This window comes from Streptomyces sp. SDr-06 (genome assembly GCF_003324565.1).
Classification (GTDB): domain Bacteria; phylum Actinomycetota; class Actinomycetes; order Streptomycetales; family Streptomycetaceae; genus Streptomyces.
The window spans coordinates 321,892-345,708 of sequence record NZ_QOLA01000004.1; the positions used below are offsets into that span (position 1 = coordinate 321,892).

At 74.4% G+C, this 23,817-nt stretch carries 17 protein-coding genes; 3 read left to right on the forward strand and 14 right to left on the reverse strand.

All coding sequences use genetic code 11. The features are described 5' to 3' along the window. Positions 1 to 3 precede the first annotated feature (3 nt). The gene (locus DT019_RS12340) at positions 4 to 456 is read left to right on the forward strand and encodes an acyl-CoA thioesterase (protein ID WP_114036796.1); all 453 of its coding nucleotides are present in this window, start codon (positions 4 to 6) and stop codon (positions 454 to 456) included. Beyond that, a complete protein-coding gene (locus tag DT019_RS12345) occupies positions 453 to 1,145 on the forward strand; it encodes a hypothetical protein (RefSeq protein ID WP_114036797.1) in 693 nt (230 codons plus the stop codon). Before DT019_RS12340 ends, DT019_RS12345 begins: the two co-directional genes overlap by 4 nt. Positions 1,146 to 1,218: 73 nt before the next feature. Here DT019_RS12345 and DT019_RS12350 read toward each other — a convergent pair whose 3' ends face one another. The 4 genes from DT019_RS12350 to DT019_RS12365 all read right to left on the reverse strand — a co-directional run bounded on the left by DT019_RS12350 (position 1,219) and on the right by DT019_RS12365 (position 8,788). Beyond that, positions 1,219 to 2,157 carry an ABC transporter ATP-binding protein gene (locus tag DT019_RS12350; RefSeq protein ID WP_114036798.1) on the reverse strand — a complete coding sequence of 313 codons (939 nt, stop codon included), beginning with the start codon at positions 2,155 to 2,157 and terminating at the stop codon, positions 1,219 to 1,221. Beyond that, positions 2,154 to 4,874, reverse strand: a complete 2,721-nt coding sequence (locus DT019_RS12355; protein WP_114036799.1) for an FtsX-like permease family protein — start codon at positions 4,872 to 4,874, stop codon at positions 2,154 to 2,156. Before DT019_RS12355 ends, DT019_RS12350 begins: the two co-directional genes overlap by 4 nt. A 1-nt stretch (position 4,875) precedes the next feature. Continuing rightward, positions 4,876 to 8,190, reverse strand: coding sequence for an FtsX-like permease family protein (locus DT019_RS12360; RefSeq protein WP_114036800.1), 3,315 nt, complete (start codon positions 8,188 to 8,190; stop codon positions 4,876 to 4,878). Positions 8,191 to 8,383: 193 nt separating this feature from the next. Continuing rightward, on the reverse strand, positions 8,384 to 8,788 hold the full coding sequence (locus tag DT019_RS12365; protein WP_114036921.1) for a globin: 405 nt from the start codon (positions 8,786 to 8,788) through the stop codon (positions 8,384 to 8,386). Positions 8,789 to 8,956: 168 nt separating this feature from the next. Here DT019_RS12365 and DT019_RS12370 point away from each other — a divergent pair, with 168 nt between their 5' ends. Continuing rightward, complete coding sequence (locus DT019_RS12370) at positions 8,957 to 9,931, forward strand: methyltransferase domain-containing protein (RefSeq protein WP_114036801.1); 975 nt, start codon at positions 8,957 to 8,959, stop codon at positions 9,929 to 9,931. Here the strand turns inward: DT019_RS12370 and DT019_RS12375 are convergent. The 10 genes from DT019_RS12375 to DT019_RS12420 form a co-directional block, all read right to left on the reverse strand. Beyond that, positions 9,912 to 11,147, reverse strand: a complete 1,236-nt coding sequence (locus DT019_RS12375) for an FHA domain-containing protein (protein WP_114036802.1) — start codon at positions 11,145 to 11,147, stop codon at positions 9,912 to 9,914. The two genes, DT019_RS12370 and DT019_RS12375, sit on opposite strands and share 20 nt — an antisense overlap. Positions 11,148 to 11,301: 154 nt before the next feature. After that, the gene (locus DT019_RS12380) at positions 11,302 to 12,660 is read right to left on the reverse strand and encodes a vWA domain-containing protein (RefSeq protein WP_114036803.1); all 1,359 of its coding nucleotides are present in this window, start codon (positions 12,658 to 12,660) and stop codon (positions 11,302 to 11,304) included. 74 nt (positions 12,661 to 12,734) lie between these two features. Then, positions 12,735 to 13,967 carry a protein phosphatase 2C domain-containing protein gene (locus DT019_RS12385; RefSeq protein WP_114036804.1) on the reverse strand — a complete coding sequence of 411 codons (1,233 nt, stop codon included), beginning with the start codon at positions 13,965 to 13,967 and terminating at the stop codon, positions 12,735 to 12,737. Next, on the reverse strand, positions 13,964 to 16,516 hold the full coding sequence (locus tag DT019_RS12390) for a serine/threonine-protein kinase (RefSeq protein ID WP_114036922.1): 2,553 nt from the start codon (positions 16,514 to 16,516) through the stop codon (positions 13,964 to 13,966). The genes DT019_RS12385 and DT019_RS12390 overlap by 4 nt, the downstream gene beginning before the upstream one ends. A 50-nt stretch (positions 16,517 to 16,566) precedes the next feature. Next, the gene (locus tag DT019_RS12395; protein ID WP_189389475.1) at positions 16,567 to 17,904 is read right to left on the reverse strand and encodes a hypothetical protein; all 1,338 of its coding nucleotides are present in this window, start codon (positions 17,902 to 17,904) and stop codon (positions 16,567 to 16,569) included. 44 nt (positions 17,905 to 17,948) lie between these two features. Next, positions 17,949 to 19,010 (reverse strand): glutamate ABC transporter substrate-binding protein, encoded by a 1,062-nt coding sequence (locus DT019_RS12400; RefSeq protein WP_114036923.1) that lies wholly within the window; start codon positions 19,008 to 19,010, stop codon positions 17,949 to 17,951. A 59-nt stretch (positions 19,011 to 19,069) separates the two neighbouring features. Continuing rightward, the gene (locus tag DT019_RS12405; protein ID WP_411292702.1) at positions 19,070 to 20,488 is read right to left on the reverse strand and encodes a hypothetical protein; all 1,419 of its coding nucleotides are present in this window, start codon (positions 20,486 to 20,488) and stop codon (positions 19,070 to 19,072) included. A gap of 199 nt (positions 20,489 to 20,687) precedes the next feature. Beyond that, a complete protein-coding gene (locus tag DT019_RS12410) occupies positions 20,688 to 21,662 on the reverse strand; it encodes an N-acetylglucosamine kinase (RefSeq protein WP_114036925.1) in 975 nt (324 codons plus the stop codon). Then, positions 21,659 to 22,924, reverse strand: a complete 1,266-nt coding sequence (locus DT019_RS12415) for a 6-phospho-beta-glucosidase (RefSeq protein ID WP_114036806.1) — start codon at positions 22,922 to 22,924, stop codon at positions 21,659 to 21,661. Before DT019_RS12415 ends, DT019_RS12410 begins: the two co-directional genes overlap by 4 nt. A gap of 5 nt (positions 22,925 to 22,929) precedes the next feature. After that, a complete protein-coding gene (locus DT019_RS12420) occupies positions 22,930 to 23,817 on the reverse strand; it encodes a carbohydrate ABC transporter permease (RefSeq protein ID WP_114036807.1) in 888 nt (295 codons plus the stop codon).

Below are 23,817 nucleotides of genomic sequence, written 5' to 3' on the forward strand. Positions count from 1 at the left end.
TCGGTGAGCCGTCACATCTACCGCTGCCCGCTGCGCTGGTCGGACATGGATGCCTTCGGGCACGTCAACAACGCGGTCTTCGTCCGGTACCTGGAGGAAGCCCGTATCGACTTCATGTTCCGGCTGGCGCCGGGCGACGGGTCGCCGTCGTTCCAGGGCGGGTCCGTCGTGGCCCGGCACGAGATCGACTACAAGCGGCCCCTGGTGCACCGGCACGAGCCGGTCATCATCGAGTCGTGGGTGACGAAGATCGGCGCGGCGTCCCTGACCATCGGCTACGAGATCAAGGAGCCCGGCGAGGGCGGCGCGGTGTACGTCGCGGCGTCCACCGTCGTCGTGCCCTACGACCTGGCGGCGGGCCGCCCGCGGCGGATCACCCCCGAGGAGAAGGCCTTCCTGCGGGAGTACCTCGACGACGGCTCGCGGGCCGACGGACAGGAGCGGGCCGCGGCATGAGCGCCGCACTGCGGTTCGACGACGCCCGGGAGGCGGCGGATCTCGCCGCCTTCCTCGGCCGCCTGATCCACTACGACCGCGCCGCCGCGGTCCGCCTCCAGGCGGGCGGCGGCGCGCTGGCCGTCTTCGGGCGGCCGCCCTCCTTCGAGGTGCTCGCGATCCGCACGGCCCGGCTCGCGGACGACACCGTCACGCTGGACGTGACCGTCTCGGCCGGTGAACTCCTCGAATCCCTCGACGAGTTGAGCGCTACGACGCACGTTCCGCAGGCCGTCACCGGGCCGCCGTGGGCCGGGGTGCTGCCGCCGCGCGGCGGCTGGCAGCCGGTCGAGGGACTGCCCGCGGCCGAGCGGATGCGGGGCGCGGTCGCGGCCGCCGTCGCCGAGTTCCGCTCGCGGGACGAGGCGCTGCCCGAGGAGTTGCGCACGCGCGCCGAGCGGGAGCGGATCGGACGCGAGATCTGGTCGCGCACGCTCGGCTCGACGGACCTTCCGCTGCGTGCCGTGCACGCGGCCCAGTCCCTCGGCTTCCTGCGGCCCGTGCGCGCGCTCGCCTCGGCGGGCGCGCCGACGGCGCCCGAGCCGGTGGCGCTGTTCGCCTCCGGCCCGTGGCTGCGCCTGCGCACGCCGTACGGATCCGTCGCGGTCCGCACGGCCGGGACCGGCGGCCTGAGCGTCACCCCGGCCTAGGCGCCACCACACTCCCGAAGACAGCGGGCCCGCCCCGGCCTCAACGGGCGTCCCCCGAGCCCCACTTCGGGGGTCACTGCTCGTCCGGCCAGATCTGGATGTGGTCCGGCTCCAGTTCCAGGGCCACCCGGTGCTCCATGTTCAGGGCGCGGGTGTACTCGGCGGGGAGTTGCAGGCGTCCGGCCCGGTCGAGCATCGCGTACTCCCGGGCCACCAAGGACTCCTCGCCGGTCGCCGCGTCCACCTGGGTGCGGCGCAGGACCTCGGTCGAGGTGCGGCCGTCGCGGATGGCCACCGTGCGGCGGACCTCGTTCGCCACGGCCTGGTCGTGGGTGACGATCACGATGGTCGTGCCCAGCTCCTCGTTGGCGGTGCGGAACGCCTGGAAGATCTGCTCGCCCGTCGCCGAGTCCAGCTCGCCGGTCGGCTCGTCGGCGAGCAGTACGGACGGACTGTTGGCCAGCGCGACCGCGATCGCCACGCGCTGCTGCTCGCCGCCCGACATCTGGTGGGGGCGCCGGTCGCGGCAGTGCGCGACCTCCAGCATCGTCAGGAGCGCGTCGGCCCGCTCGGCCTTGCGGCGCTTGGACCGCCCGCCCTTGAGCTGCATCGGCAGGGCCACGTTCTGGACCGCCGTCAGATACGGGAGCAGATTGCGGGCGGTCTGCTGCCACACGAAGCCCACCACGTCGCGGCGGTAGCCGAGGCGGGCCCCGGCATCCATCGCGAGCAGATCGCGGCCCGCCACCCGGGCGGCGCCGGCCGTCGGCACGTCCAGGCCCGCCAGGATGTTCATCAGCGTCGACTTGCCGCTGCCCGACGCCCCGACCAGAGCCATCAACTCGCCCTCGGTGACCAGGAGATCGAGCCCCTGGAGGGCCTGCACCTCCACGCCGTCCGTCGTGAAGACCCGTACGAGCCGGTCGCAGGCGATCAGCGCGTCATGGCCGTAGGCGGGGCGGTCGCGGTGGGCGGTCGCCCGGCGCTCCAGGTCTTCGAGCGATGTGGTCATCGAGCGTCTCCTGCCCTGAGTTCGGTAATGGATCCGCGGCGCCCGCTCCACCAGGCCTGCGCCGTGGCCGCGCCGGTCGCGAGCAGCACCACGCACCCGGCGGGCAGCAGCAGCGACACCGGGTCGGCGCGCAGTTCGGAGCCGACCGGGGCCAGGCCGCTGGTGGTGGCGAGCGCCAGGCCCGCGAGGTCGATGCCCGGCGCGAGCAGCGCGATCGACGCCCAGCCGGTGAGCGCGCCGCCCACCGCCGCGAGCAGCGCCGACGGCAGCGCCTCCAGGATCAGCAGGGTGCGGCCCTGGCGGCGGGTGAGGCCCATGGTGCGCAGCCGGGCGAGCAGCGCGGAGCGTTCGGGGGCGCCGCGCAGCAGCGAGAGGAACAGCGCGAGCGCGGCCAGGCCCGCACCCGCCGCCACGGCCGCGCCGTAGATGCGTCCCGCGCCGGTCTGCAACGGGGAGTCGGCGAACTCGCGCCGCGCCTCGGAGCGCAGCCGCACGGTCGCGTGGCCGCTCTCGGCGCTCTGGCGCAGTGCCTTGCCGTCGACGGAAGCACCGCCGACGAGCAGCGCGGTCGGGTCCTTGGCGCCGAGGCCCGCGGTGTCCACCAGGATGAAGTCGCTCTGCGGCACGGCCGCCGAGCGCTCCCGGGCGGCGACCACCCTGATCGTCAGGTCGTAGCCCGCCACGCGCAGCTTCACCGGCTGCGTGCCGAGGCGTTCGGCCACCGAGGGCGAGGCCACGGCGGGCAGGACCGCCCTGCCCGGCGCTCCGGGCGGTGCCTTGAGGCGGTCCGCGGGGAGGCTGAGCGCGGTGGTGGCCGTCAGGGCGGCGTACGAGGCGGGGTCCACGCCCGCGACCACGGTCGTGTCGTCGTCCGGCAGCCGGACCGCGTACTCGATGTGGACCGGCGACACCCCCCGCACCCCGGCAATCCCGGCCACCCGGTCCGGCAGGTCCTTGGGCAGGGGCAGATCGCTGTCGACGCGGGCGTCGGTGCCGGTCGCGTACAGCGCGGCCCGGTCGCGCGCGTCGTCGGCGCCCGCCAGGACGGAACCGCCGAACGCGGCCGTGGTCAGCGCGGTGAGCAGGGCGAGCAGCGGCAGCGCGCCGCCGCCCGAGGCGCGTCCGGCGCGGGCCAGCGACAGGAAGCCCACCGTGCTGCGCAGCCGGGCGGCCGGGCGGGCGGCCCAGCGCAGCGGCAGCGGGTACAGCCGGACCAGGACCAGCGCCGCGATCACCCCGACGAGCACCGGGGCCGCGCTGATCAGCGAGTCGGCGGAGCCGCCGGTGGTGCCGCGGCGGCGCAGCGCGAACACCGCGCCCACCGCGAGGACGAGCAGCGTCAGCTCGGCCACCGTGCGCCGCGCGGACGGCTTCTCCCGTACCAGGTCGGTGCGTTCGGCGGCCGAGCGGACCGTGCGGTGGGTCAGCGCCGCGCGGACCGGCAGGGCGAGGCAGCCGAGCGCCGCGACCCCGGCCGCCGCCGCGAGCGCGGGGCCGAGCCGGCCGTGCGGGACCGCGAGCACGGCGAGCAGCAGGCCGAGGGCCGCGGCCGGGACCACGACGACCGCGCTCTCCGCGCACAGCCGGCCCGCGATCTGGAGCAGGGAGCCGCCGCGGGCGCGCAGCAGGGCGAGTTCGGCGGTGCGGCGGGCGGCCGCGAGGCCGCCCGCCATCAGCAGCACCACGGCCGCCACGGTCGCGGTGCCGAAGCCCGCGACCGCGACCACCGGGGTGATCGAGTCGCGCACCGTCGCGTAGGACAGGAACACCTTGTCCAGCTCGGTGTAGACGCCGGTCGTGACCGAGAAGGAGGTACGGATCTTCGTGAGCGCGGGGCCGCTCTGCACGGCCGCGACCGCCGACTTCAGGCCGTCGAACCGACGGGCATTCAAGATGCTGGTGTCCGGGGCGAGTTGTGCGTACATCTGCGGTTTGCCGGGCGTCGCGAGCAGGGCGGGTGCGGCGTCCGGGGCGAGCAGCAGGCCGCCGTGCCAGTACTTCGGGCGCTCGGGGTCGGTGCCCGGCACCTGGAGCAGCTGCGGGGTGCGCAGGACCGGCAGGACCGACCAGTAGCCCGCCTGCGGGAGCAGGGGCTCGACGATGCCGGTCACCGTCAGGGCCAGTCGCGGACGGCCCAGCCCGTCCACGTGCAGCACCGCGCCGGCCTTGATGTCCAAGGTCTTGGCGGTGGCCGCGGTGACGGCGGCCTCGGCCCCGGCCGACTTCTGGTCGGCGCGCCCGGCGGGCAGCCGGCCGGACACGAGGCGTACGTGGGAGGCCAGGTCCGAGGGGGTGGCCACGGTGAACCGAGGCGGCAGTTTCTCGGGCCGCGGCAGGAACGGCTCGTCGGACTCCAGCTGCTGGGTGGTGCGCAGCCCGTACGCCGACTGGGACAGGTCCGCTCTCAGCGGGGCGGGCACGTCCGTGACGACCGAGTCGAAGCGGGCCTTCATCGCCGCGGGCGAGACCAGCGCGGCCCGCTGTTCGTCGCCCAGGTCGAGCCCCGGCGCGCCCGCGCTGAACTGGAGCGCGGTGCGGCCGGGCGCGGCCGCGGCCACGGTGCGGCGCAGCCCGTCGTTCTCGTACGTGTCGATCCCGCGCGGGTAGGCGGCGGCCAGCCACGCGGTCAGCAGGATCAGGAGGGCGAGCGCGCCCGCGGCGCCCGGCGCGGTCCGCAGCCGGGTGCGCACCCAGGGCGCAACAGCCTTGCCGGACATGTCAGTTGCCCCCTTGGTGCCGCAGCGTGACGGCCGGATCGGTGCGGCGCAGCGCGATCGCCGCGACGATGAGCAGCGGCACCGCGGCGACCCCGGCGAGCAGCAGCGCCACCCGCCCGGCCGGCAGCTCCACCAGGACGGCCGGGACCGGCTGCGCGGCCTGGTCGGTCAGCACGATCAGCGGCACCACCGCCCGGGTGAGCACCTCGCCCAGGGCGAGCCCGGCCAGCAGCGCGATCCCGATCAGGACGCCCTGTTCGGCCGCGATCAGCCGGGCGAGCCGGCGGCGCGGGGTGCCGAGCGCGCGCAGCACGGCGAACTCCTGGCCGCGTTCGCGCAGCGACCCGGCGGCGCTCACCGCGAAGCCGACCGCCGCGAGTGCCGCCGCCACGATCGACACGGCCGCGAGCGCGGACTGCGGTCCCGCGCCCAGCGGATCGTCGCTGAGCTGCCGGGCGATCTCCGCGCGGGACACGACCTGCGCGGGGTCGGTGTCGGGGCGGGCCTTCAGCGCCGCCGTGGCGTCGGCCGAGCGGCCCGGCGCGGTGGTCAGCCACCACTCGGTGGCGGCCAGACCGCCCGCGGGGGTCTCCTGGAGCACCCGGTTGACGGCGCGCAGATCCAGCAGCAGGGCCCCGCCGTCCATGTCGTTCGCGGTCGCGGCGCTCCCGCCCGGACCGACCGCCGAGCCGCCCGTGGTGGGCAGTTGCTTCAGCCGCTCCACGATCCTCACCTTGACGCTCTGGCCCGCGAGCGGCACCTCGATGACCTGGCCCACCTTGCTGCCGCTGGACGCGAGGAAGCGGTCGTCGGCGATGGCGGCGGGCATCGGGGGAGCGGCGTGTGCCCCGGTGAGCCGCACGGTGCGGGTGGGGGCGTCGTCCAGCCAGTCGGCGGGCGCCGCCACTCCCGTCTCGTACGCCACGGTCAGCGCCGTGTCCCGGGTGGCCGGGGTCAGGCTCTGCCCGGTCTCGGAGCGGCCGCCGCGCACCGAGGCGGTCCACCGGTCCGCGGCGGGTACGGCGACGGCGCTCTCCTTGCCGTCCCGGCCGGCCGCGTGCAGTCCCTCCAGGGCGAGCCGCTGCTGTTCGCCGGTCGTGGTGGGCGTCGGGAACCGCAGGTCGAGGCCGGTCAGGAGCAGGGGCCCGGCCGAGCGGCCGGTGGGCGCGCCCGCGTCGGCGGCCAGATCGACGGCGAGGGGGTGGCGCTGCCCGTCCGCGGGCAGCCTGCCGAGCCCGAGCCGGAACTGCATGCCGAAGCGGTCCTCCAGGGTCGCCGCCACCTCGCCGGTCAGCCCGCCGGGCGAGGCGCCGCCGGGGGAGGCGTCACTGCTGAGCCGCAGATCGAGCCGGATCCGCTCGGTGCCCCGGGGCAGTACGGCGCCGGCCGGGGCGTCCTGCTTCGGGGTGAGCGGGGCGAGCACCTTCCCGCCCGAGCGGCCCGCGAGGTCCTCGCGCAGCAGGAAGCCGTCGGTGTGCGCGGTGTCCAGGGCGAGCAGGGTGCCCGAGCGCCCGGCGCTCAGCGCCATCGAGCCGCGGGCGGCGGGGGCGACCGTGCGGACCCCGGGGACGGCGTCGTACGAACCGGCCTGGCCGAAGGGGCTGACGGTGGAGCCGAGCACCCGGATGTCGGTGCCCGCACGGAAGTCGGCCTGGTCGCGCTGGGAACGGTTCCAGGTCGCCGACTGGCCGAGGGTTAGCAGGCCCATCGCGACCGCGAGGACCAGGAGCAGCACCGGGCCCGCGCCGCGCAGCGGACGGCGGCTGAACTGCCAGCCCGCCAGCGCGGTCGACAGCCCCCGCCCGCCGGCCGCCCGCCGCTCGGCGAGCCGGGCCGCGGGCGGCAGCAGCCGCAGCACCAGGACGGTCCCGGCGAGCAGCGCGAGCGCGGGGGCCGTCACGAGCAGCGGGTCGATGCCGAGCCCGCCCGAGGCGTCGGCGTTGATCGCGCCGGAGCCCGAGGTCTGCCGGTCGAGCTGCCAGTAGGCGACCCCGGCGATCACCAGGAGCCCGATGTCGGCGCCCGCCCGGACCGGCGCGGGCAGCGCTCCGGCGCGGCCGCCGCGGCGCAGCGAGCCCGCCGGGAGCGCGGGTGCCACCACCGCGAGGGCGCAGCCGAGCGCCACCAGCGCGGCGACCAGCCACACGGTGGCGGTGGTGGAGGTGTCCAGGTGCAGCCCGGCCCGGGCGAGCGCGCCCTGCCCGGCGATCAGGCGGGTCAGCGGGCCCGCGAGCAGCGGGGCGACCAGCGCGGCCGGCGCCGCGAGCAGCAGCGCCTCGGCGGCCGCGAGCCAGGTGATCTGGCGCCGCGATCCGCCCCGGGCGCGCAGGAGTTCGGTCTCGCCGGACCGTTCGCTGCTGAGCAGCCGGGCGACCAGGAGCAGCGCGTACCCGGCGAGCAGAACCAGTTGGAGCGCCACGATCAGCAGGGTCGAACGGGACACGAGCAGGGAGCGGTCGGCCCGGTCGAGGATCTCGGGCAGCGAGGTGACGGCGGTGGCGTTGCCGCCGAACGCGGGCTGTTTCGCCAGGGACTTGGGGCCGTCGGTGGCGGCCGAGCGGAGGCGGCCGATCCGGTCGACGTCGACGGTGGAGAAGTCGGCGGAGGCGAGCCAGGCGCTCTGGCCCGGGCTGACCCGGCCGCCCGCGAGCACCGACGGGTCGGCGAGCAGCGGGCCGTAGGTGGTGAAGTCGAGCTTGCGCACGCCCCGGCCGCCGAGCTCGTCGAGGCGCCAGTACGCGTCGGAGACGTCAACGGCCCGGTAGACGCCGGTGATCCGGACGGAGACGGCCGGGCCGTCGAGCCGGTCGGCGAGCGCGAGCGTGGCTCCCGGGCGCAGGCCGAGCCGTCCCGCGGCGGACTCGGGCAGGGCCACCTGGATCTCCGGGCCGGAGACCGCCGCGGGCCAGCCGCCCGCGGTGAGGCGGACGCGCGAACGGTCCACCGCGGCGAACAGGGTGAGGTCGGGGTCGCCGCCCCGGGCGTCCGGGGGTTGCAGGGAGCGCGGCAGGGCGTAGGGCCCGGACTGCGTCAACTCCCTTGTGGTGACCGGGAGTCCGTCGAACACCGCACCGGCTCCGGCGCGTACGGCGGCCGCCGCGGCCTGCCGGTGGTCCGGCTTGACGTCGGCCTTGACGACGAGGGCCGCGGGCGCGGCGGAGCGGGTGGCCAGCAGGTGGCGCAGGGCCGCGTCGGAGACCGATCCGGAGAACGCGGCGAGCGCGGCGAGCACCGAGGTCGTGAGCAGGACGGCGAGCAGCGCTGCGGCGAGCAGCAGCCGGTGTGCGCGGACGCGCAGAAAGACGAACCCCGGCACGCGGCCCCCTCGGCTTTTTCTGGCCATCCCCCTGAAATGTGTCCAGATGCTTTCAGAGGGCCTGGGCCAGGGAAACCGCTTGCCAACCGTTCTTGCCCGATCGTGATCGGAATGCGACCACGGACGACCGAATTCCGGTCGGGAGGGCAGACTTCAGGGTTCCTTCGGGCAGCCGAAGGGTGTCCCGGGTGGCTCAGCCCTCGGAGTTGACCATCGAGGCGGCCGCGTACGTCAGGTAGTTCCAGAGCGTCTGCTCGTGCTCGGGCGACAGGCCGAGCCCGTCGACGGCGGTGCGCATGTGACGCAGCCAGGCGTCGTGCGCGGCCCGGTCGACCGTGAACGGCGCGTGCCGCATCCGCAGCCGCGGGTGCCCCCGGCCGTCGCTGTAGGTGCGCGGGCCGCCCCAGTACTGCATCAGGAACAGGGCGAGCCGCTCCTCGGCCGGGCCCAGGTCCTCCTCCGGGTACATCGGCCGCAGCAGCGGGTCCTCGGCCACGCCCTCGTAGAAGAGGTGGACGAGCCGCCGGAAGGTCTGCTCGCCGCCGACCTGCTCGTAGAAGGTCTGCTCCTGCAGCGTGCCGCGCGGAATCTCGGTCACGTTGAACACCCTCGCAATGTCATTCGGGCCTGCCCCAGGACGCCGCCGGGGGTCCAGGGGCCGTCCCCCGGGAAAAGCAGCACGCTTCCATGGTCTCAGACCCGGTGGCCGAGGACCGGGGGCGTAGGACCACTCGCCTCCCGGCGCCCGGCGCAGCACAGTGGACGTATGAGCGCGGAGGTGGCACTGAGGCGGGCCCTGGTGCGCAAGATCGCGGCCGGCGGGGCGCTCGCCGACCCGGCCTGGCGGGCCGCGTTCGAGGACGTGCCGCGCCACCTCTTCGTGCCGTACTTCTACGAGGCCGGGCCCGGCGGCCCGGTCCGGCTCTGGGGCGAGGACCCCGACCCGGCCCGCCGCGAACGCTGGCTGACCGGGGTCTACGCGGACGTCCCGCTGGCCACCCGGATGCACGACGGCGACCTCGTCTCCTCCAGCAGCCAGCCCTCGCTCATGGCGGGCATGCTGGAGGCCCTGGAGATCCGGGACGGCGACCGGGTCCTGGAGATCGGGGCGGGCACGGGATACAACGCGGCGCTGCTGTGCCACCGGCTCGGCGAGGCCAAGGTGACCACCGTCGACCTCGATCCCGAGATCACTGACGCCGCCCGGGCGCACCTGGCCGCGGCCGGGTACCACCCCGCCGTGATCACCGGGGACGGGGCACGCGGCGCTCCCGCCCGGGCCCCCTTCGACAAGATCGTGGCGACCTGCTCGGTCGGCTCGGTGCCGCACGACTGGCCCGCCCAGTGCCGCACCGGCGCGCTGATCCTGGCCCCGCTGGCCACCGGCCTCATCCTGCTGCGGGTGACCGGCCCGGACCACGCCGAGGGACGCTTCCTGCACACCCCGGCCTACTTCGTGCCGCTGCGCGGTACGGGCGTCAGCGACCGGCCCACCCCGTACGCGGGCGGACTGCCGCGCGAGACCGTGACGAACGAGCTGTTCCGCTTCCTGCTCGAACTGACCGCGGGCAGCCTCGACCCGTACGAGGCGTACGCGCTGTGGCGCCGCGAGCGTCGGCCGGGGCGGGAGCGGTTCGGGGTGACCGTGGACGCCGGTGCCCAGTGGGCGTGGCTGGACGATCCGCAGGGGCCCTGCACCTGGCCCCTGCGGGAGTGGCCGGTCAGCCCCGGCGCACCGTGATCGTCGTCCAGGCGCCCACGTGCACCCGGTCGCCGTCCTGGAGCGGCACCGGCACGTACGGCTGGATCGGCTCGCTGGCGCCGTTGACCGTGGTGCCGTTCGTCGAGTTCTGGTCGACGACCGCCCAGGTGCCGTCCGGCTGCTGCACGAGCACCGCGTGCTGGTGCGAGACGCCCGGGTCCTCCGGCGGCACCGACAGGTCGATGTCGGGTGCTTCACCGGTGGAGTGCCGGCGGCGGCCGATGGTGATCTGGTTGCCGGACAGCGGGCGCTGCTGCTCGGGCGAGTAGGCGGGCAGATTGAGCCCGGCGGCCTCGGGGCCGCTGCGCTGCATCATCGCCAGGAAGTAGTCCCGGTCCGGCCCGATCGTGATGGACCAGGCGGCGGGCGCGGGCGGCGGCACCGCCTGCGGCCAGTCGTCGCCCCGGTCCGGAGCGGGCTGCGGCCAGTCGTCACCGCGGTCGGGCGTGGCCTGCGGCCAGTCGTCGCCGCGGTCGGGGCCCGACGGGCGGCCGGTGCCCTGGGGCTGGGAGGGCGGCGGCAGCATCCAGTCGTCGTCGGCCTGCGGCTGCTGGACCTGCGGCGGCACCGGCGCCGCCTGCTGCTGGAACGCGGGCGGCGGCGGGGGCGGCCCGCCCTGCGCGCCGTTGAAGGCCGGCGGAGGCGGAGGCGGCTGCTGCTGGAACGGGTTCGGCGGCAGTTGCTGCGCGGAGCGCCCCGAGGGCTCGGCGGCCAGCGGCTCGGCGGGCCGGTTCACCTGCGAGGGCCGCGAGCTCTGGTACTCGTACGGGTCGCGCGGCGCGGGCGGCGGGCCCTGCTGGAAGGCGGGCGGCAGATTCAGTCCGGGACCGGGGCCGGCACCCGGGCCGGGGCCCTGGTTCGGGCCGGCACCCGGGCCGGGGCCCTGGTTCGGGCCGGAGCCGGGGCCGGGGCCCTGCGGGGGCATCGGCTGTTGCGGGGCCAGCGGGGTGTACGAGGTCGCCGTATTGGTGAGGAAGTTCCAGCGGCACTCCTCGCAGAAGGGCGCACCGGGCTCACGCGGGGTGCGGCACTGCGGGCAGAGCTCGGCCTGGGCGGTGGCGTTCGGATCCCCGGGGCCCGGGAAGCCGTACGCGGGCGGAGGCGGGGGAGGCGGCGGCACGGCACCCATGCGATGGCCGCAGATCTCGCACCAGTCGTCGGAACCCGACTGGTGTCCGTTCGGGCAGGTCGGCATGGAGTCGCTTCCCCCTCTCGTCGTCCGGCCCGATGGGCCGCGGTATTTCGGTGGTTCTGTACGTGTTGCTGTGTGCTGGTACTCGGTGGTGCTCGGCGCCCGTCGGGCGTGGCCGCGTGGTGCTCGGGTGCGGCCGGTCCTTGTGCGCTTTCTGCTACTTCTTGACGCGAACGGTCTTGGTCGAGCGCGTTTCGAGGGTCATCTCGTCCGCTTCCGCGACCTTCGCCTTCAGTCGCACAGTACCCGTCGCCTCGTCGACGACGTCCACCACCTTCGCGAGCAGTTTCGCAGTATCGGCGTTCCCCGAGGCCGCGGCCAACTGCACCGCCCGGCCCAGCTTCGCGGTCGCGCCGTCGACATCGCCCGACTTGCGCGCATCGAGACCCTGTTGGATGACTTGTGCCAGTTCGGCCTGGCCCGTGTAGTGCGCGACCTGGGGGTTGATGGAGGTGGAGGCCGCCATGTCGTCGGTCCACACCGCCCGCACCAGACCCTGCGACAGCACCTGGGGCGCGCCGCCCTCGCGGTCGGGCACGATCAGCGAGACGCGGGCGGCGAGCATCTCCTGGCCCACCCCGGCCTCGGGCACCCGCACGCACACGTGGTAATCGCGGGACTCGTCGCCCCAGGAGCCGGTCGGGTAGTCCCCGGCGCGCGGGCCCGCCTCGGTGCGGCGGTCCGTCAACTCCTCGACGGTCGGCGCCACTTGCTTGACAAACATGATCTCCACGCCCACCGGGGTCCACAGGCGCAGGGCCACGTCCGCGACCTCCTTGCCCATCGCGTTCTCCATCATCTGCGTGAAGTCCGCGGCCAGGTTGGCCGGGTCGGCGACGATGTCGGCGGTACCGAGCAGGGCGGAGGCGATCGAGGTGACCTCCTTGACCTCCCAGTCGGTCCCCACGCCCCGGGCGTCACAGGTGAACCGCCCCGCGCAGGCCGTCAGGGCGGAGCGCAGGTCCTCCGGGCTCTCGTGCTCGTTGCGTCCGTCGGTCAGCAGGATGCCGTGCCGGATGGGCACGTCGGCGGCGGCGAGCAGCCGGTCGGCGAGCCGCAGCCAGGTGCCGATGGCGGTACCGCCGCCCGCGCTCAGCTTGCGCAGCGCCTCCTTCGCCTGGGCGCGCGTCCCGCTGTCGGCGGTGGCCAGGCGGCCGTTGCCCGGGTAGACCTCACGGGCGATGTGCGTGCCGCCGACGACCGCGAAGGCGACCCCGTCGCGCAGGGTGTCGATGGCGGCGGCCGTCGCGTCCCGGGCGTTGCGCATCTTGGTCGGCGGGTAGTCCATCGAACCCGAGCAGTCCACCATGATCACCACGGCGGCGGCCGGCGGCTGCCCGGGTATCAGGCCCGGCGAGGCCGCGGCCGCCGTGAAGGGGGCGCCGCCCAGGGTGCCGCCGCCGGTGGAGGCCACGGTGACGATCGCGTTGACCTCGCGCCCGCCCTCCGGCAGGAACTCGTTCTGGTACACCTCGACGGAGAACTGCGGCACGTTCGACTTGGAGAAGTTGGCCATCGGACAAGGCTCCTTGAGGCTCCATGGACCTGAGGTGAAAGAAGTGAACCAAGTGGCGCGATAGGGACGGAGGCCTAGTGGTAGGCGGATCCTGCCCCTTGCTGCTCCACCGCGAACGGCAGCACCGCCACTGTTACGTTGTCGTGGCCGCCGCCGTCGAGGGCGTGGCCGACGAGCACCTGGGCGCTGTGCAGGGGCCGTTCGGCGGCGTCCGCCGGGATGACGCGGGCCATCTCCTCGGCGGCCTCCGCGTAGTTCCACAGTCCGTCCGTGCAGACCACCACCACGCCGGAGCGGTCCGGCTTGAACGAGGCGGTGTGCGGGTCCAGTTCGTACGCGTCGGCCCCCAGCCACCCCGTGATGGCGTGCGCCCGCTCGTCGGCGTAGGCGTCGGCCTCGCTCATCAGCCGGGCCGCCACCATCTGCGCGGCCCAGGAGTCGTCCTCGGTGAGCCGCGCCGGAGCGATGGTGCGGTCGTCGGGCACCCAGTACGCACGGCTGTCGCCGACCCAGCCCACCACCAGGAGGCCGCCCGCCGAGACCGCCCCCACCAGGGTGCAGGCCGGGGCGTTCTGGTGCCGGTGCGGATCGTGCTGCGGGGCCTGACCGGGGTCGGTGGCCAGGGAGTTGACGGCATCGGCGGCCGCGAGGATCGCGTCGTGCATGGCCTGCTGGGGGTGCGTGCCCTGGGGCAGCGCCGCGAGCAGCGACTCGTTGGCGGCGGTGGCCGCGGCCGCGGACGCCTCGTCGGGACGGGTCGCCGACGACACCCCGTCGCAGACGATCGCCACGACGGCGGGCGAGCCGTCGGGCAGCGCGGTCGAGGACACCGCGAAGGAGTCCTCGTTGCGGTGGTGACGGAGCCCGCGGTCGCTCACCGCGGAGACCGCTTCGAGCTCCTCCTCCATGTGGTCGCGCTCGCGCGGCTGGGCGTGCCCGCAGTTCTCGCAGTAGCCGTCGTCGTCGACCCGCCCGGCCCGGCACGCCACGCACACCTTGGCGCCCGGCACCGGGGGCCGTGCGACATGGGTGTCGGGGTCGGGCTCGGCGGCACGCGGGTCGGGCGCCGGGATCGGGTACTCCTCCGCGTCGGCCGCCTCGCCGGCCTCGTCCCGCTGTGGCGGGCTGGGGAGTTGGGGCTCGCGACCGGCGGCCGGGGAGGCCAGCTCGACCGTCGGATGGTCGAGCGGCGGCTCGGGCACGGCCGACAGGTCGTACCCGCAGGCCCCGCAGAAACGGTCCCCCGTCTCCAGCGGCTCTTCGCAGCCGGGGCAGGCGGCGAGCTGATGCGTCTGCGACATCGTCACACCCAGGTCCGGGGGCGGAATCGGTTGGCCCGTTCCACCAGGTCGATCCTTTCCTCGCCACGCTGTGCGAGCCGGGCGAGCACCCGGTACGAACGTTCCAGACCGAAGCGCAGGCCCCGCTCGTCGACTTCGCTGCCGAGCAGGGCGGTCTTCGCCTGCCCGTCGCCGGTGCCCCTCGACAGTACCCAGTCCAGGGCGGTGCCCAGGACCTCGGTCGTCAGCCGTTCGCGGCGTACCGCGTCGAGACCGAACGCGTCGAGCGCCTCGACCTGGGCCGCGGCCGCCGTCAGGTCCGCGATCGACAGGTCCTGCGGGGCCCGGCTGCGCAACCGCGCCCGGACCGCCGCGACCCGGGCCGCCGTGTAGTGGATCGAGGCCTCGGGCACCGACTCCAGGGTCCGTACCGCGCCGGTGCGGTCCCCGGCGGCGAGCTGCACCCGGGCCAGCCCGAACGCCGCGCTCACATAGCTCGGGTCGGTCGTCCACACCAGGCGGTAGTACTCGGCGGCGTTGTCGAGCTGGCCGAGCACCTCCGCGCACACGCCGAGGGCCAGCTTGGGGGCGGGCTCGCCGGGGAAGGCGTCGTAGATCGCGTCGAAGGACAGCGCCGCGTTCTCGTTGTCGCCCGCCGCGAGCGAGGCCAGGCCCCGGTACCAGACCACGCGCCAGTCGTCCGGATGGTCGGCCTCCAGGGCGTCCAGCGCCTTGGCCGCGGACACCTGCTCGTTCATGTCGAGCCGGGCCCGCAGCTCGCGCAGCCTGCGCTCGATGGAGTCGGCCGGGGCCGAGCGCAGCGCGGTGATCAGCTCGGCCGGCGCCGCCGCCATCAGGCCCGCCAGGAAACCCGCGTTGGGGTCGCCCGGGTCCACGTGCGGGACGGGCAGCGCGAGGGCGGTGCCGCGCGGGTCGAGCGGTGCGAGCGGCGGCGCGCCGTAGGGGCCGCCGGTGGCGCCCTCGGCGCGCGGCACCGGGATGGCGCCCTGGGTCGCCGGGTGCGGCGGGTTCCCGGTGCTCGGCGCGAGCGCGGGCACGGGCGGCGCGCCCACCGGAAGGGCCGCCGGGGCCGGGGCCGCCGCGGTGGCCGCGAGCGCCTTGCGGGCCCGTCTGCCGACCGGCGCCACCCGCGCCCCGAGCCGCGAGACGTCCCCGCTCAGCTCGGCGAACAACTTCGTGTCCGTGACGCGCAGTTCGGTGCCGAACAGTGTCGACAGGGCGGGCCGGGGCCGGCCCGTCTGGAGCGCCACGACCTCGCGGAGCACGCCCGTCAGCTGCTCCGCCATCTCCTGCGCGGAGGCGAACCTGCGCGCCGGATCCGGGTCGGTGGCCCGCACCAGGAAGCGGTAGAACGACTCGTACTTGCGGAACACCTCGATGTTGTCGGGGTCCGGCAGGCTGTCCACGTAGACGTTCGTGTAGCCCTGGAAGTCGAAGGTGAGGACGGCCAGGGTGCGCGCCACCGTGTACAGGTCGGAGGCGACCGAGGGGCCGAGCTCGGCGACCTCGGGCGCCTGGTAGCCGACCGTGCCGTAGATCGCCGACTCGTCGTCGTCCATGCGGCGCACCGCGCCCATGTCGATCAGCTTCAGCTGGTCCTCGGTCTGGATCGCGTTGTCGACCTTGAAGTCGCAGTACAGCAGGTTGCGGCTGTGCAGGTGGCCGAGCGCCTCCAGCGCCTCGATGCCGTACGCGCAGGCCTGCTCGACGGGGAGCGGGTCGCGCTTGCCCGCGGTCGTGCGGCGCTCGTTGGCGATCTCCTTCAGCGACTTGCCGCCGACGTACTCCATGACGATGTAGCCGTCGAGCGAGCCGGTCCGCTGGTCCAGGTGCTCCACGAAGTTGTAGATCCGCACGATGTTGGAGTGCTCGATCTCGGCGAGGAAGCGCCGCTCCGAGATCGCCGCCGCCATCGCGTCCTGGTCGCCGGTGTCGAGCAGGCCCTTGAGGACGACCCAGCGGTCGGAGACCGCGCGGTCGACGGCGAGGTAGACCCAGCCGAGGCCGCCGTGCGCCAGGCAGCCCACCACCTCGTACTGGCCGTGCACGATGTCGCCCGCGTGCAGCTTCGGCACGAAGGAGTACGGGTGGCCGCACTTGGTGCAGAAGCCCTCGGTGCGCCCGGGACGGTCGCCGCGCGAACGGCCCACCTGCGCGCCGCAGTCCGAACGCGAGCAGAATCGCTTCCGCTCGGGCACCTCGGGGTGCTCCATCACCGCCGAGCGCGGATCGGGGCGCGGCACCCCGGGCACCGACACCAGCCCCGCGCCCAGTCGGCTGCGCGCCGACGAACCGGCCGCCGAGCCCGAGCTGCGCACCGACACCGAACGCGAGGTGGAGGCGCCGCTCAGCGAGGAGAGCCGCCCGGAGACCGAGCGCCGCGAGGTCGAGGACCGCGAGGAGCGTGACGAACCGCGCGAGGACGAGCGCGAGGACTGCGAGGCCGAGCGGTGGCCGCCGCCGGTGATCCCGGTCGGCGGCGAGGACACCATGCCCGTCGGCGAGACGACGGGCGCGAGCCCGCACGTGTCGCAGTACAGCTCCCCGCCGCCCATGTCCTCGTACGAACCCGCGCAACCGGGGCGCTGGCACTGGGTGTTCTCGCTCACGATTCCCCCCTCTGGTCAACGGGCCCGGGATGTCTCGGGACCAGGACGTCCGCCGCCGCCCGCTGGTAGCGGAGCACGGCCTCCTCGGCGACGCGCAGGTCGCAGGGCGCGGACCACAGCATCCGGCGGGCCGCGTCGTACCGCTCGATCAGGAGCGGGTCCTCGGCCATGCCGTGCCGGGCGACCTTCGCCTTGTACGCGTCGAGCCGGCCGCGCAGCTCCGCGCGGACCGCGAGCGGCGCGGTGACCGCCGTCAACGACTCGCGGGCGCGCAGCAGTTCGTCCTCCGCCTCCCGCTCAAGGGATTCGAGCAGCGGCGAGAGCCGGTGCCACTGGGCGTGCCTGCGGTACTCGGCGGCGGTGGCCAGCTGCTCCTGGAGCGCGATGGAGGGGCCGCTCACGGCGGGCACCTCGCTCGCGGCGATCTTCGCGAGGACCTCGCCGCGCGCGGAGCGGGCCTCGGCCAGCGTGCGGTCCGCGCGCGACAGCACGTCACGCAGCCGTACGAGCCGCTGCTCGGCGTCCTGACGGACCGTCAGCACCGCGTCGATCTCGCGGCGCACATCCTCCAGGGCACGGGCCGCCCGGTCGTAGCGCCCGGTGTCGGGGCGGCCGCCGCCCGGCGCGGAACTGCCCGGCGCGGGCACCCAGAACGCGAGCGGGTCGGACACCACCTGGGCGCGCAGCTCGGTCAGCTCGGCCGTGATCGACTCCAGGTCGTCGCCCGAGGGGTGCTCGCCGGGGCGCACGCCCACCGAGTGCGCGAGCTGCCGGGTGCGGTGCAGCTCGGCGGCCAGGAGGTCTATCCGGGCGGGCAGCGCCGACCACACCACGTCGGCCGCCACCACCACGTCGAGCGCGTGCGCGTACAGCTCGTTCATCCGGTTCACCAGCTCGCCCAGGGTGAACCGCTCGGTCAGCCTGGCCGGGCCGCCCAGGGTCGGGGCGGCGTGCAGGGCGGCGCCCGAGAGCGTCACGGACTCGCCGCGCAGCCGCTCGGTCAGCTCCACCAGGTCGTCCCGGCCGGGCCAGCGCCGCCGGGCGCGCAGCTCACGCGCGGACTCCAGGGCCGCCGTGTACGCGTCGAAGTACGCCCAGAGCAGCGAGATCGACTGCTCGGTGGCCGCCCAGCGCTCCTTGGTGACACCGGTCAGGCCCGCGCCTTCGAGGAGCCGGCGCCCGGCATGGTCCTGGAGGGCGAGCAGCGAGGTCTCGACGGCCTCGTGCTCGGCGCCGAGGCGTGCCAGGGCACGGTCCACCTCGTCCCGGTCCATGACCGGCCCGACCGGCTCAGGGGGCCTTCCGGTGGAGCTGGGGGAGGGTCCCGCGCCCATCGATCACCTCTCCGCTCTGTGGTACGACGCCGCCGTCAACGCGCTCATCCTGTCCGGTACTTGGGTGCGGGGGGCCCGGATATGCCGGGCAGGTCCGCGGCGAGCCACTTGCGGTACGCCGTCATCCACGGGCTGCCGCTGCCGCCGTTGCGGTAGTCCACCAGAACCTGGTTGATGCGCTGCACCAGGTCGGTGTTGCCGAGCTTCACGGCGACGCCGTAGTACTCGGTGGTGAACGGGCTGCCCTTCAGCTGGACCGCCGGGTCCTGGGCGGCCTGTCCGGCGGCGAGCGCGTTGTCCGTGACGACCGCGTCCACCACGTTCTGCTGGAGGCGGACCAGGCAGTCCAGCTGGTTGGGGACCGTGAAGTCCTGGTAGTCCGCGCCGTGCGGGTCGGCCTTGAGCGCGTCGAAGGCGGTGGAGCCCGCGGCCACGCAGACCCGCTTGCCCTTCAGCGAGTCGTCGAAGCCCGTGATGGCGGAGGCCTTGGGGGCGAGCACCTGCTGGCCCGCCTCGAAGTACGCGGTCGAGAAGGACGCCTGCTTGATCCGGGTGCAGTTGACGGTCATGGTCCGCACGACCACGTCCACCGTGCCGTTCTGCAGGGCGGGGATGCGCTGGCTGGTGGGGATGGCGCGGTAGATGACCGCGTTCTCGTCGCCCAGGATGTTCTTCGCGATCGCCTTCACCAGGTCGATGTCGAAGCCTTCGAGGGTGCGCGTCGTGGGGTTGCGGTAGCCCCAGCGGAAGCTGTTCTGGTCGACGCCCGCGATCAGCTTGCCGCGCTGCTTGATGACGTCGATGTCGGGCCCGCCCACCGAGGCCGCGGGCAGGCTCGCCTCCGGGTCCTTGCAGTCGCCGGCCTTGGCCTGCACGACCTGCGCGGTCCCGGGGCCCACCACGCTCGCGGCGCCGCCGGCGGTGTGCCCGCTGAGCGGGATCAGGGCGCCCGCGGCGAGGGCCAGGGCCAGTCCCATGCCGGCCACGCCGCCCCAGCCGTGCAGCCGCCCGGCCGTGCGCCGGAGCGGGCCCCGGGCGCGGCCGGGCAGGTCGGTGCCGCGCGCGGCCGGGTGTGCCGGGCCCGCCGGGCTCTTCGCGCCGCTCATCTCGACCCCTCTCGCCCGTCCGCCGCCTCCGGCGCGTCCGTTGCCGCTGTCCATGCCGCTCACCTGTACTCCGCGAGCCGGCGGCTGATGCCGACAGCCGCGCCCGCCGCCGCGAGCACCGCGAGGACCGCCGCGCCCAGCGGGAGCCCGGTCAGGGCGCCCCTGCCGTCGGAGGCGGCCGTGGTGAACTCGTGCTGCTCGTGGGCGATCGCCGTGTCGAGGGCCTTGTCCACCTGGTCGAAGCACTCGCCGGTCGAGCCCTTCGCGCCGATGACCTGCGTCAGCGCGCCGTCGTAGTCACCGCTGTCGTCCGTCTTGCGGGCCGTGGCGTGGCGCTTTCGCCACTCGGCCATGTCGCCCTGTGCGCTCTGCACCGGCGTCCTGCCCGTACCGTCGTCCGCGAGCCTCACCGCGGCGTCGAGCCTGCCCGACAGGGAGGACATCTCCTTGGTGAACTCCGCCTCGTACAGGTCCTTGCCGTCCGGGGTGAGCACCGCGCCCCGGGCCACCAGCGTCAGGTTCTCGTTGGCGCGGGCCTGGAGCGAGCTGATCCGGGCGTCGTTGAGGACCTTCAGCGACTCCTGGCCGTGCGTGCGCGAGGTGGTCAGGTCGGACGAGGCCACCGCGTGCCCCACCACCAGCCACAGCAGCACCACCGTGGAGGCGGCGGTCGCGGCGAGCAGACCGTGGTTGAACACCCGGTTGGTACGGAGGTAGTTGCGCCGCTGGACCCACACGAGGCCGCCGAGCGCGACCACGCCCACGGCGGTCGCCGCGTACGGCCAGGCGTCCGCCTGGTCGTAGTCGTCGTAGAGCCGGCCCGTCTCGGCCTCGTACAGCTTCTGCGCCGCGGGCAGCAGGCTGGTGCTCATCTTCTGGTTGGCGAAGCGCAGATAGGCGCCGCCGACCGGGAAGCCCTGCCGGTTGTTGGCGCGCGCCTGCTCGACCAGCCCGTTGTAGAGCGGGAGCTGCTCGTTGAGGGTGGCGATCTGCTGGGCCGACTCCGCCGAACCCGACGTGTTGGCGGCCGCCTTGACCAGCAGCCGTGAGGCGGTCGCGATGTCCGTGTCGTACCGCCGGCGCACGTCGAGCGGCTCCTGGCCGCCCGCGAGGAACCCGCTCGCGGCGGCCGTGTCGGCGTCGGCGAGCGAGCGGTAGATGGACGCGGCGTCGGCGCTCAGCGGCTGGCTGCGGCTGACCACGTCGTCGGCGGCGGCCGAGCGGTCCGAGATCTCCCAGGCGGTGATGGAGCCGAAGGCCACCACCAGCACCGCCACGACCGTACCGATGATCCACAGGCGGCCGGGCTCGGTCGAGGCGGCGGCGCGCAGCCGTGCCCAGGGCCTCGGCTCCGCGAGGCCCAGGGACGCCCCGTCCCGGGACCCGGCCCAGCCCCGGCGCGTGCCGGATCGCTGCGCCGCGGCCCGGGCCGCGGACTCCCGCGCCTCCGGTTCGCGCACGTTCGGCGGATTCGCCACCTGACCTCCCCCTCGGTCGCTGCCTAGGCAGTATGGCCGCAGGGACCGACAACCATCCAGGGGTGTCTGGATCTTGTTACCTGCGGATGCGTGCCCCTGGCGGTGTCCGCCGGAAACCCCCTTGCCCCCTGCCCCACGTCCCCACCATGTATACGCGGCCGAGGACCATTCGGTTCCCCGGGGCCGCCCACCCCATCGGCTACGCGTACTGGGCGCGCAGCCGCGCGTGGGCCGCCTCGGGCGCGCCCACGTGGTCCAGGCCGAGCAGCCCCGCACCGAGCACGGGCGAGGTGGTCACCACCCGCGGCACCGCCTTCGGGGCCCGGACCGCCAGCAACTCCCTTACGCCATCGTCCAGTTGGGGATGGCGGGCGGCGAGCACGCTGCCGCCGAGCAGCACGTGCGTCTCCACGCCGAGCAGGCCGAGCCGGTCCAGGGCGACCGCCGCCAGGGCCACGATCTCCTCGGCCTGCCGGTCCACGAGTGAGCGGGCCACCGGGTCCCCGGCCGCCGCGACCGCGAACAGGACCGGGCTCAGCTCGTGCCGGCGCGCGAGCGGGATCTTTTCCAGGTGCAGCGCCTCGATCAGGTCGTACATGGAGGTGAGCCCGAAGTGGGCGGGCAGCGCGGCCGCGAGCGCGGTCGGCCCGCCGCGGCCGTCCTCGGCGCGCGCCGCGAAGTACAGGGCCTCCTCGGCGAGTCCGCCGCCCCCGCCCCAGTCGCCGGAGATCTTCCCGATCGCGGGGAAGCGGGCGGTGCGCCCGTCCGGGGTCATCCCGACGCAGTTGATGCCCGCGCCGCACACCACCGCCACCCCGCACGGCTCGGCGCCGGCCGGCAGTCCGGCGCGCAGGATCGCGAAGGTGTCGTTGTACACCCGCACGGAGTCCCCCCAGCCGCGCGCCCGAAGGGCCGCCGCCAACTCCTTCTCCTCGACCGGCAGATCGGCGTTGGCCAGGCACGCCGAGACGTGCCCGACCCGCGGCGGGCCGGGCACGCGGGAGGCGAGGTGGGCCTCCTCCACCGTGGTGGCCAGCATGTGCATGGCCACCTCCACGCCCACCGACGGCGGGCGGAACCCGCCGCCCCTGGCGGTGCCGAGCACCGTTCCGTCCGCCCCGATCAGTGCCACATCGGTCTTGCTGTTGCCGGCGTCGATCGCCAGCACGCTCATGCCCACGCGAGGTGCTCCCGGTTGTGCGCGATCAGCCGGTCGGTGAGCCCGTCGGCGTATTCGTACTGCCCGACCAGCGGGTGGGCGAGCAGGGCCCGGAACACCCGGTCGCGCCCGCCGCGCAGGGCGGCCTCCAGCGCGAGGTCCTCGTACGTGGTGACGTGCGCGATCAGACCGGCGTACAGCGGGTCGAGTTCGGGCACCGCCAGCGGGACCGCGCCCGTGGCGTCCACCCGGGCCGGGACCTCGATGACCGCGTCGTCCGCGAGGAAGGGCAGGGTGCCGTTGTTGTACGTGTTGACGACCTGGAACGGGCTGCCCCCGTTGCCGAGCAGGGAGGCCGCGAGGTCGACGGCCGCCTCCGAGTAGAAGGCGCCGCCGCGCTTCGCGAGCAGCGCGGGCTTCTCGTCGAGCGCCGGATCGCCGTACATCGCGAGCAACTCCCGTTCCATCGCGGCGACTTCGGCCGCCCGGGACGGCTTGGTGCCGAGCTCGCGCACCACCTCGTCGTGCGCGTAGAAGTACCGCAGGTAGTACGAGGGGACCACGCCGAGCCGGTCGAGCACCTGGCGGGGCAGCCGCAGGTCGTCGGCGATGGCGTCGCCGTGCTCGGCTAGCAGTTTCGGAAGCACGTTGTCGCCCTGCGGTCCGCCGAGCCGCACCCCGAGCTCCCAGGTCAGGTGGTTGAGGCCGACGTGGTCGAGGTGGACCTCGGCGGGCGTCACGTGGAGCAGCGCGGCGAACTTGCGCTGGAGGCCGATGGCCACGTTGCACAGGCCGACCGCCTTGTGCCCGGCCTGGAGCAGGGCGCGGGTCACGATGCCCACCGGGTTGGTGAAGTCGATGATCCAGGCGTCGGGGTTGGTCCGGCGGACGCGTTCGGCGATGTCGAGGACGACCGGCACGGTCCGCAGGGCCTTGGCGAGGCCGCCCGCACCGGTGGTCTCCTGGCCCACGCAGCCGCATTCGAGCGGCCACGTCTCGTCCTGCTGACGGGCGGCCTGGCCGCCGACGCGGAGCTGGAGCAGCACCGCGTCCGCGCCCTCGACACCCGCGTCCAGGTCGGAGGTGGTGACGATCTTCCCCGGGTGGCCCTGCCGGGCGAAGATGCGCCGGGCGAGCCCGCCCACCAGCTCCAGGCGGTCGGCGGCCGGGTCGACCAGGACGAGCTCACTGATCGGCAGGGTGTCCCGCAATCGGGCGAAGCCGTCGATGAGTTCGGGGGTGTAGGTGGACCCGCCCCCCACTACTGCGAGCTTCAATGTGATCAGCCCTTCACTCCGGTCAGTGTGACGCCCTCGACGAAAGCCTTCTGTGCGAAGAAGAAGACGAGGATCACGGGGGTCATGACCAGGACGGTCGCGGCCATGGTCAGGTTCCAGTCGGTATGGTGCGCGCCCTTGAAGGACTCCAGGCCGTAGCTCAGTGTCCAGGAGGCGGGCGTGTCGGACGCGTAGATCTGCGGTCCGAAGTAGTCGTTCCAGGCGTAGAAGAACTGGAAGAGCGCGACGGCGGCGATGCCGGGGCGCGCCATCGGCAGCACCACCTTGATCAGCGTCCTGAGCTCCCCGCACCCGTCGACCTTCGCCGCGTCCAGGTACTCGTTGGGGATGGTCATCAGGAACTGGCGCAGCAGGAAGATGGAGAAGGCGTCGCCGAACGCCAGCGGGATGATCAGCGGCCACAGCGTGCCCGCCATGTCGAGCTGCTTCGCCCAGAACAGGTACATCGGGATGATGATCACCTGTGGCGGCAGCATCATCATCGAGATGACCAGCACCAGCGACAGGTTGCGGCCGCGGAAGCGGAACTTGGCGAGCGCGTAGGCCACCGGCACGGACGACACGACGCTCAGCACGGTGCCGAGCCCGGCGTAGAGCAGGGTGTTCTTCCACCAGGTCAAGAAGCCCGGGGTGTCGAACACCTTGCGGTAGTTGGACCATGCCCAGTGGTGCGGGACCAGGTCCCGGGTCAGGGTCTGCTGGTTGTCCATCAGCGAGGTGAGCAGCAGGAAGACGAAGGGCAGCACGAAGAACAGCGCGGCCGCGACGCCGAGCGAGTGGACCGCGATCCACTGGAGCACGGCCTTGCGGCGGGCCACCCTGGCCGCCGGCGTGGCGGCCGCGGCCTCCGGTGCCTCCAAGACGTAACTCAT